6 protein-coding genes are annotated in these 7,099 nt (G+C 71.9%); 2 read left to right on the top strand and 4 right to left on the bottom strand.

Annotation, left to right across the window (positions count from 1 at the left end; translation table 11 throughout):
• Nucleotides 1-156 precede the first annotated feature (156 nt).
• The 4 genes from ACFWGN_RS17400 to ACFWGN_RS17385 all read right to left on the bottom strand — a co-directional run bounded on the left by ACFWGN_RS17400 (nucleotide 157) and on the right by ACFWGN_RS17385 (nucleotide 4,691).
• Nucleotides 157-1,644, bottom strand: coding sequence for a sugar porter family MFS transporter (locus ACFWGN_RS17400; protein ID WP_377618590.1), 1,488 nt, complete (start codon nucleotides 1,642-1,644; stop codon nucleotides 157-159).
• Between the two features lie 82 nt (nucleotides 1,645-1,726).
• Nucleotides 1,727-2,368 carry a hypothetical protein gene (locus ACFWGN_RS17395; protein WP_377618588.1) on the bottom strand — a complete coding sequence of 214 codons (642 nt, stop codon included), beginning with the start codon at nucleotides 2,366-2,368 and terminating at the stop codon, nucleotides 1,727-1,729.
• A gap of 148 nt (nucleotides 2,369-2,516) precedes the next feature.
• Nucleotides 2,517-3,896, bottom strand: coding sequence for an MFS transporter (locus tag ACFWGN_RS17390; RefSeq protein WP_377618586.1), 1,380 nt, complete (start codon nucleotides 3,894-3,896; stop codon nucleotides 2,517-2,519).
• A 108-nt stretch (nucleotides 3,897-4,004) separates the two neighbouring features.
• Entirely contained in the window at nucleotides 4,005-4,691 is a 687-nt protein-coding gene (locus ACFWGN_RS17385; RefSeq protein WP_377618585.1) for a FadR/GntR family transcriptional regulator, read from the bottom strand.
• Between the two features lie 134 nt (nucleotides 4,692-4,825).
• Here ACFWGN_RS17385 and ACFWGN_RS17380 point away from each other — a divergent pair, with 134 nt between their 5' ends.
• Together ACFWGN_RS17380 and ACFWGN_RS17375 are read left to right on the top strand one after the other, a co-directional pair.
• The gene (locus tag ACFWGN_RS17380) at nucleotides 4,826-5,473 is read left to right on the top strand and encodes a gluconokinase (RefSeq protein ID WP_377618583.1); all 648 of its coding nucleotides are present in this window, start codon (nucleotides 4,826-4,828) and stop codon (nucleotides 5,471-5,473) included.
• On the top strand, nucleotides 5,473-6,882 hold the full coding sequence (locus ACFWGN_RS17375; protein WP_377618581.1) for a gluconate:H+ symporter: 1,410 nt from the start codon (nucleotides 5,473-5,475) through the stop codon (nucleotides 6,880-6,882). The genes ACFWGN_RS17380 and ACFWGN_RS17375 overlap by 1 nt, the downstream gene beginning before the upstream one ends.
• Nucleotides 6,883-7,099: the final 217 nt, after the last annotated feature.

The following is a 7,099-nucleotide window of genomic DNA, read 5'->3' as shown; positions in this document are numbered from 1 at the left end:
TTTGTACCTGTTCCCCCGGCGCTTGCCGGCCGTTTGGGGGGCGGGGGCGGGGGGGCCCCCTTCGGGCGCACCCCCCCCCCTTTTTTTGAGTAGATGCCCCTGATCCGCGCAGATCAGGGGCATCTACTCACTTCTCGGCAGGAGCGGGGCGTGGCGTCAGGCCGACTCGACGATGTGGCCCCGCTTGATCACGAAGTCGTCGCGCATGTCCTCGAGCTCCTTGCCGCGCGTCTCCGGGATCTTGTAGAAGACGAAGAACAGCGACAGCAGCGCGAAGAACGCATAGAACGCGTACGCAAAGCTCAGGCCGATGTCCGCCAGGACGGGGAACGACGTGGAGATCGCGAAGTTCGCGACCCACTGCGCGGCAGCGGCGACCGCCAGCGCGCTCGCACGGATGCGGTTGGGGAACATCTCGCCCAGCAGCACCCAGACGACCGGCCCCCACGACGCCCCGAAGAACACCACGAACGCGTTGGCCGCGATGAGCGCGACCGTGGCCCAGGCGCCGTCGAGCGAGGCCGTCGACGTGCCGTCGGACGCCGTGGTGAGCGTGGCCTGCGTGAACGCGACGGCCATCAGGCCCAGCGAGACGAACATGCCCGACGAGCCCGCGAGGAGCAGCGCGCGCCGCCCCACCCTGTCGATCAGGAGGATCGCGACGATCGTGACCACGATGTTGGTGACCGACGTGATGACCGAGGTCAGGAGCGCGTCGTCCTCCGAGAACCCGACCGACCGCCACAGCGTCGTCGAGTAGTAGAAGATCACGTTGATGCCCACGAACTGCTGGAAGACCGACAGCAGGATGCCGACCCAGACGATGGGCTTGAGGCCCAGCCGCTTGCCCCGCAGGTCCTTGAGAGAGGCCTTGGTGTCCGACTTGAGGGAGTCCTCGATGTCCGCGATCTTGTGGTCGACGTCCTGGACCCCCGTGAACTCGCGCAGGACCTCGGCGGCCTTCTTGGTCTCGCCCTTGGCGACCAGGTAGCGGGGCGACTCGGGGATCCGCAGCGCGAACAGGCCGTACGCGACGGCCGGGACGGCCGCGGCCATGAACATCCAGCGCCACGCCTCCTGCCCCAGCCACAGGACGTTCGACGCGCCACCCGCGGCCCCGGCCAGCGCCGCGTCCGTGAGGAGCGAGGCGAAGATACCGGTCACGATCGCGAGCTGCTGCAGAGAGCCGAGCCGACCGCGGATGCGCGCCGGGGAGACCTCGGCGATGTACGCGGGGGCGATGACCGACGCGGCGCCGATGCCGAGGCCGCCGATCACGCGCCACAGGATCAGGTCCACGACCGAGAACGCGAGGCCCGAGCCGAACGCCGACACGAAGAACAGCGCCGATGCGATGAGCATGACCTTGATGCGGCCGATCTTGTTCGCGACCGGACCCGCGAACCACGCACCCACCGCGCAGCCGATCAGCGCGGACGAGACGGCGAAGCCCGTGATCGCCGCGTTGAGCTCGAACGTCTCGGACAGGGAGTCGACGGCCCCGTTGATCACCGCCGTGTCGAACCCGAAGAGGAAGCCGCCGAGCGCGGCCGCGAGGCTGATCCCGATGACTCTCTTGTTGAGCCGCTTGGCCTGAGCCTGGGCTTGGGCGTCCCCAGCTGCTCCTGCGTCGTTGCTGGTCATGACGACCCCCTCCGTGTCAGGTTTCCCTTCGACGATAGTGACGAGAGGGCGCGGTCGCGCGGTGAAGCGACCGTGGTGAGGGTCACGCGGACGCGTCGAGGAGCATCCAGGTGACGTGCGTCGTCCTGGGGTCGACGGCGTCGCCCGGGTTCCACACGGCGTCGCACCCCGCCGGGGTCCCCGAGACCGGAGCCCAGTCGAGGCCCGTCGAGGCCACGAGGTGCCGGACGGCTGCCTCGGCGTCGTCGCGCGCGGCCTGCGGCCAGGCGAGCCCGGTCACGACGACCCAGGCGCCCGGGACCTTCCAGTACTCGACGGGCTCGTCGACGTCGACGGGCTCGAGGCCGAGCGCGGCGACGACCGCGCGCGCCCTGGCCGCGGCCTCGTCGGCACCGTCAGCCAGGACATGCGACGTCAGCGTGACATGGCGGCGCCGGAGGCGGTCGCCCGGCCGGGACCGTCCAGCCGTCTCGTGCGCGTACTCCTCGGCGGTGAGCCGCCTCCCGTCGTCCTTCCGGAACCAGCCGGTCGCTACGAGGCGTTCGGCAGCGACGCCGACGAGGTCGGCCTCGCCGTCGAGCTCGACGGCGAAGGCCCAGTGCCCACCCGGCCCAGGACGCGAGACCCCGCGCACCACGCCGGTCTCGGCGATCCCGTCCGTCGCCCCCAGCACACGGACCTCCTGGTCGAACCAGACCGGTGGTGGCTCCTCCGCGATCTCCACGAGGGGAAGGTACCGCAGCACTGCGTCGCCGAGCGTGCAGTTCGGGCTGCCGGCAGCCCTCGCCGAGCGACCCGAACTGCACGCTCGGCGAGCCGACCTACGAACTGGGCCGACGTCGTCGGACCCGGACCACGCTCCGGCGCCACCCCTACGGCTCGGGGTGCAGCGCGTCGTACTTGAGGAAGCGCGGCTGCGTCCGCAGGATCAGCCACACCACGACGATGCAGGCCAGCCCGCCAGCGACCGCGGCCCACGCCTCGCCGAACCAGCTCGCCTGGGCACCGAGGACCACCTCGCCCAGGCGCGGGCCGCCCGCGACGACCACGATGAAGACGCCCTGGAGGCGGCCGCGCATGTCGTCGGGGGTCGCGGTCTGGAGGATCGTCTGGCGGAAGACCGCGCTGACGGCGTCGGACGCCCCGGCGAGAGCGAGGGCGATGCACGCCGCGATCAGGCCGCCCACGAGCACCTGCGGCGGGTTGGTCGACCCGACGAGGAGCAGGACGCCGCCGAACGCCGCGATCGACAGCCCCCACGCCGTGATGGCCCACGCGATCACGAGCCCCTGCCAGCGCACGCGCGAGAGCGCCCCGGAGAACACCCCGGCGAGCACCGCGCCGACCGCGAACGCCGCGCTCAGCACGCCCGTCGTGGTCTCGCCGCCCCCGATGAAGAGCACGCCCACGGCGGGCAGCAGCACGCGCGGGAACGCGAGGATCATCGCGGCGAGGTCGACCAGGAAGGTCGTGCGCACGTTGGGCCGGGTCGCGAGGTAGCGCAGGCCGTCGACGACCGAGCTGATGCCGACGACCTTGCGGCGGGGCGCCGCCGGTTCCCCGGCCTCGTCACCAGCCACGTCGTCAAACGTGCCCCGGTGGGGAGCCCGGTCCAGCTCTGACAACGTGTCCTCGGGAGACAGGACCGGCGGGATCGACGGCAGCCGCCACACGGCCCACAGCGCTGCGGCGAACAGGACCACGTCGATCGAGTACGCGATCCCGTATCCCCACAGTGCCACGAGGAACGCACCGAGGAGCGGACCGACGGTCAGCGCGATGCTCCACGAGATGGTCTGGAGCGCGTTCGCGGCGGGCAGCAGCCGGGGCTCGACGAGTCGCGGGATGATCGCCGAGCGGGCGGGGTTGTTGATCGCGAACGCCGCCGACTGGAGCGCGACGAGCCCGTACAGGACCCCGACCGAGCCGACGTCGAGCCACGCCTGGAGCGCGAGCAGGCCGGTGACGACCCACAGCGCCCACGACGCGAGCAGCGCGACCTTGCGGCGGTCGTAGGCGTCGACGAGCGCGCCCCCGTACAGGCCGAGCGCCACGAGGGGCACGAGCGCGAAGACGCCCAGCACGCCGACCGCGAGGGTCGAGCCGGTGAGCGCGTACACCTGCAGGCCCACGGCGACGACGGTCAGCTGCGAGCCGAGGTTGGAGACACCGAGCCCCCACCACAGCCGACGGAACGGCGGGGAGACGCGGAGCGGGGTCGTGTCGGCAAGGATGCCGTCGAGGCGGGGCACGATCGACGAGGCTACCTCGCACCGGGCGGAAAACCGTCTCCCGAGGCGACCGTCTCAGAACCGCGGTCGACCTCGTGCGGTGCGCGGCGCCGTCGGGCCGTGTGCGCGTCAGGCCGTGAGTGCGGCCCGGACCTCTCCGACGAGCGCGGCCATGGCACGCTCGGCCTCCGCGGCGTCCCCTGCGGCGACCGCGCGGGCGACGGCCTCGTGCTCGTCGAGCGCCTCGGCGACCGGCGCCTGCGGCATGAGGCCCAGGTGGGTGCGCCCGGCGAGGACCTCGCCCACGACCTCGTGCAGCGCGGCGAACATCTCGTTGCCCGAGGACCGCAGGAGCAGCGCGTGCAGGCGGATGTCGAGCACGAGGAACTCCTCGAGGCGCCCGGCCTCGCCCAGCTCGCGCATGCGCGCGGCGAGCTCGACGAGCTCGGTGCGGGCCTCGTGGGTCGCGTGGCGGGCGGCGCCCGCGGCGGCCAGGGGTTCGACGGCGCAGCGCAGCTCGGTCAGCGAGCGCAGCTGTGCGTCGCGGCCGGGGCCGGCGAGACGCCAGCGGATGATCCGGGCGTCGTAGACGTTCCAGTCCTGCTCGGGGAGCACGACGAGGCCGATCCGACGGCCCGAGCGCACCAGGCCGAGCGCCTCGAGCTGACGCATGGTCTCTCGGGTCACGGTGCGGGAGACGCCGAACTCGGCGCCGATCCCGTCCAGTGTCAGTGCGCTCCCCGCAGGGAGGTGACCTGCGGTGATGCGGCGACCGAGGACGTCGGTCACCGAGCTGTGGAGCACCGTCGCGGACATGGGTCGAGCCTACGGCTCTTTCATAGGTCACACCATTGCCTTGCCAAAGGTGATACCAATCGTGCATGCTCGGTGAGCGGCCACAGAGGTCCGCTCACGACGCAGCAGTCGACGGACAGCCAAGGAACCCCCTCATGGACACAGACGTCAGCCTCACCCCGGACAGGGGAGCCAGCCCCTCGTCGGGAGCCGCCCCAGCGCCGGCGGCCGACCACAGCCCCGTGCACCTCGTCATCATGGGTGTCGCCGGCTCGGGCAAGACCACGGTCGCGACCCTGCTCGCGGACCGCACGCACCGGCCGTACGCCGAGGCCGACGAGTTCCACCCCCAGGCCAACATCGACAAGATGAGCGCGGGCACCCCGCTCACCGACGAGGACCGCTGGCCCTGGCTCCGCGCGATGCGCGACTGGCTCGACGTGCAGGCCGCCGAGGGGGACTCGGCCGTCGTCACCTGCTCGGCGCTCAAGCACAGCTACCGCGACCTGCTGCGGACCGCGCACGGGCGTGTCCGGTTCGTGCACCTCACGGGTAGCGCCGAGCTGCTCGAGGAACGCATGACCCATCGCAGCGGGCATTTCATGCCCGCGTCCCTGCTCCCCTCGCAGCTCGCGACCCTCGAACCGCTCGCGGCCGACGAGGACGGGATCACGCTCGACGTCGGCGCACCGCCCGAGGAGCTCGTCGACCGGATCCTCGCATCCACCGCGCTGCCCCGCCCCACGATCCCCCGCGCACCCCGCCACCTGGCCGGCGCACCCACCCACCCCGAGGAGCGATGATGCTCACCCTCGCCTCGCACCCGCTCGCCGCGGGCGCCCTGCGCGCAGCCACCGAGACCCCGACGACGGACGCCGGCACGACCCAGCTAATCCTCGCGGCCGTGCTCGGGATCGCGACGATCATCGTCCTGATCGTGTGGCTCAAGCTCCACCCGTTCCTGTCCCTCATGATCGGCTCGGCGGTCCTCGCGATCGTCGCGGGCATCGACTTCGTGAGCGCGTTCGTGAGCTTCTCGGCGGGGCTCGGGTCGACCGTCGCCGGGGTCGGTGTCCTCATCGCGCTCGGCGCGATCATCGGCAAGATGCTCATCGACTCGGGCGGCGCGGACCAGATCGTCGACACGATCCTGGCGCGCACACCCCTGCAGCGGCTGCCGTGGGCCATGGCGCTCATCGCGTTCGTCGTGGGCATCCCGCTGTTCTTCGAGGTCGGCGTGGTCCTGCTGATCCCCGTGGTCATGATGGTCGCGCGTCGCTCCAAGGTCTCCCCGATCCTCGTCGGCATCCCCGCCCTCGCGGGGCTGTCGGCGCTGCACGGCCTCGTCCCTCCGCACCCCGGGCCGCTGCTCGCGATCGACGCGCTGGGCGCGAACCTGGGCCTGACGCTCGGGCTCGGTCTGCTCGTGGCCGTGCCGACCGTCATCGTCGCGGGGCCGCTGCTCGCCAAGCCGCTCGCGGTGTGGGTCAAGCTGCCTCCGCCCGCGACCGTCCTGGGCGTGTCCGAGCGGGACGAGGACGCGCCGCGTCCGAGCTTCGCGGTCGCGGTCACCGTGGTCCTGCTGCCCGTGATCCTCATGCTGGCCCGGACCGTCGTCGAGATGACCGGGACCATCGAGTCCCCCGTCGGCAAGGGGCTCGAGTTCATCGGGACGCCGCTCGTCGCGCTGCTCATCACGGCGCTCGTGTCGCTCGTGGCCTTCGGCAGCGCGATGGGGCGCACGCGCGACGAGATCAGCACACTGGTCGACAAGTCCTTCGCCCCGATCGCGGGCATCCTGCTGATCGTGGGCGCGGGCGGCGGCTTCAAGCAGACGCTCGTCGACTCGGGAGTGGGCGACGTCATCGCGAGCGGGATCTCCGACGCGAACCTCTCGCCGCTCCTCGCGGGATGGCTGGTCGCGGCACTGATCCGCGTCGCCACGGGCTCCGCGACGGTCGCGACCATCACGGCGGCCGGGATCATGGCTCCGCTCGCTGCGGGACTCTCCCCCACGCACGCGGCGCTGCTGGTGCTCGCGATCGGCGCCGGCTCGGTGTTCCTGTCCCACGTCAACGACGCGGGGTTCTGGCTCATCAAGGAGTACTTCGGCATGACCGTGGGCCAGACGTTCAAGACGTGGTCCGTCATGGAGTGCGTGCTGTCGGTCGTGGCGCTGGTCGTGATCCTGCTGCTGGGGCTGGTCGTCTAGCGCACTTCCCTGCCCGACGGCGGCCGGCCGGTCCGCCGTCCGGGCGCCGCGGCGTCGGGGGTGCCGCGACATGTGGCTCGGCCTCGCGTGGCGGGTGGCGGGTGGCGGGGGCCCGGCAACCCGGCAACCCGGCAACCCGGCAACCCGGCAACCCGGCAACCCGGCAACCCGGCAACCCGGCAACCCGGCAACCCGGCAACCCGGCAACCCGGCAACC

It is taken from the genome of Oerskovia sp. NPDC060338 (genome assembly GCF_042726295.1).
Classification (GTDB): domain Bacteria; phylum Actinomycetota; class Actinomycetes; order Actinomycetales; family Cellulomonadaceae; genus Oerskovia; species Oerskovia merdavium.
This window is presented reverse-complemented; position numbering and strand designations above follow the sequence as displayed.

Coding starts and splice junctions, on each gene's coding strand:
- ACFWGN_RS17385 (WP_377618585.1), bottom strand. CDS start 4,691: ATGTCCGCGACGGTGCTCCACAGCTCGGTGACCGACGTCCTCGGTCGC.
- ACFWGN_RS17380 (WP_377618583.1), top strand. CDS start 4,826: ATGGACACAGACGTCAGCCTCACCCCGGACAGGGGAGCCAGCCCCTCG.
- ACFWGN_RS17400 (WP_377618590.1), bottom strand. CDS start 1,644: ATGACCAGCAACGACGCAGGAGCAGCTGGGGACGCCCAAGCCCAGGCT.
- ACFWGN_RS17375 (WP_377618581.1), top strand. CDS start 5,473: ATGCTCACCCTCGCCTCGCACCCGCTCGCCGCGGGCGCCCTGCGCGCA.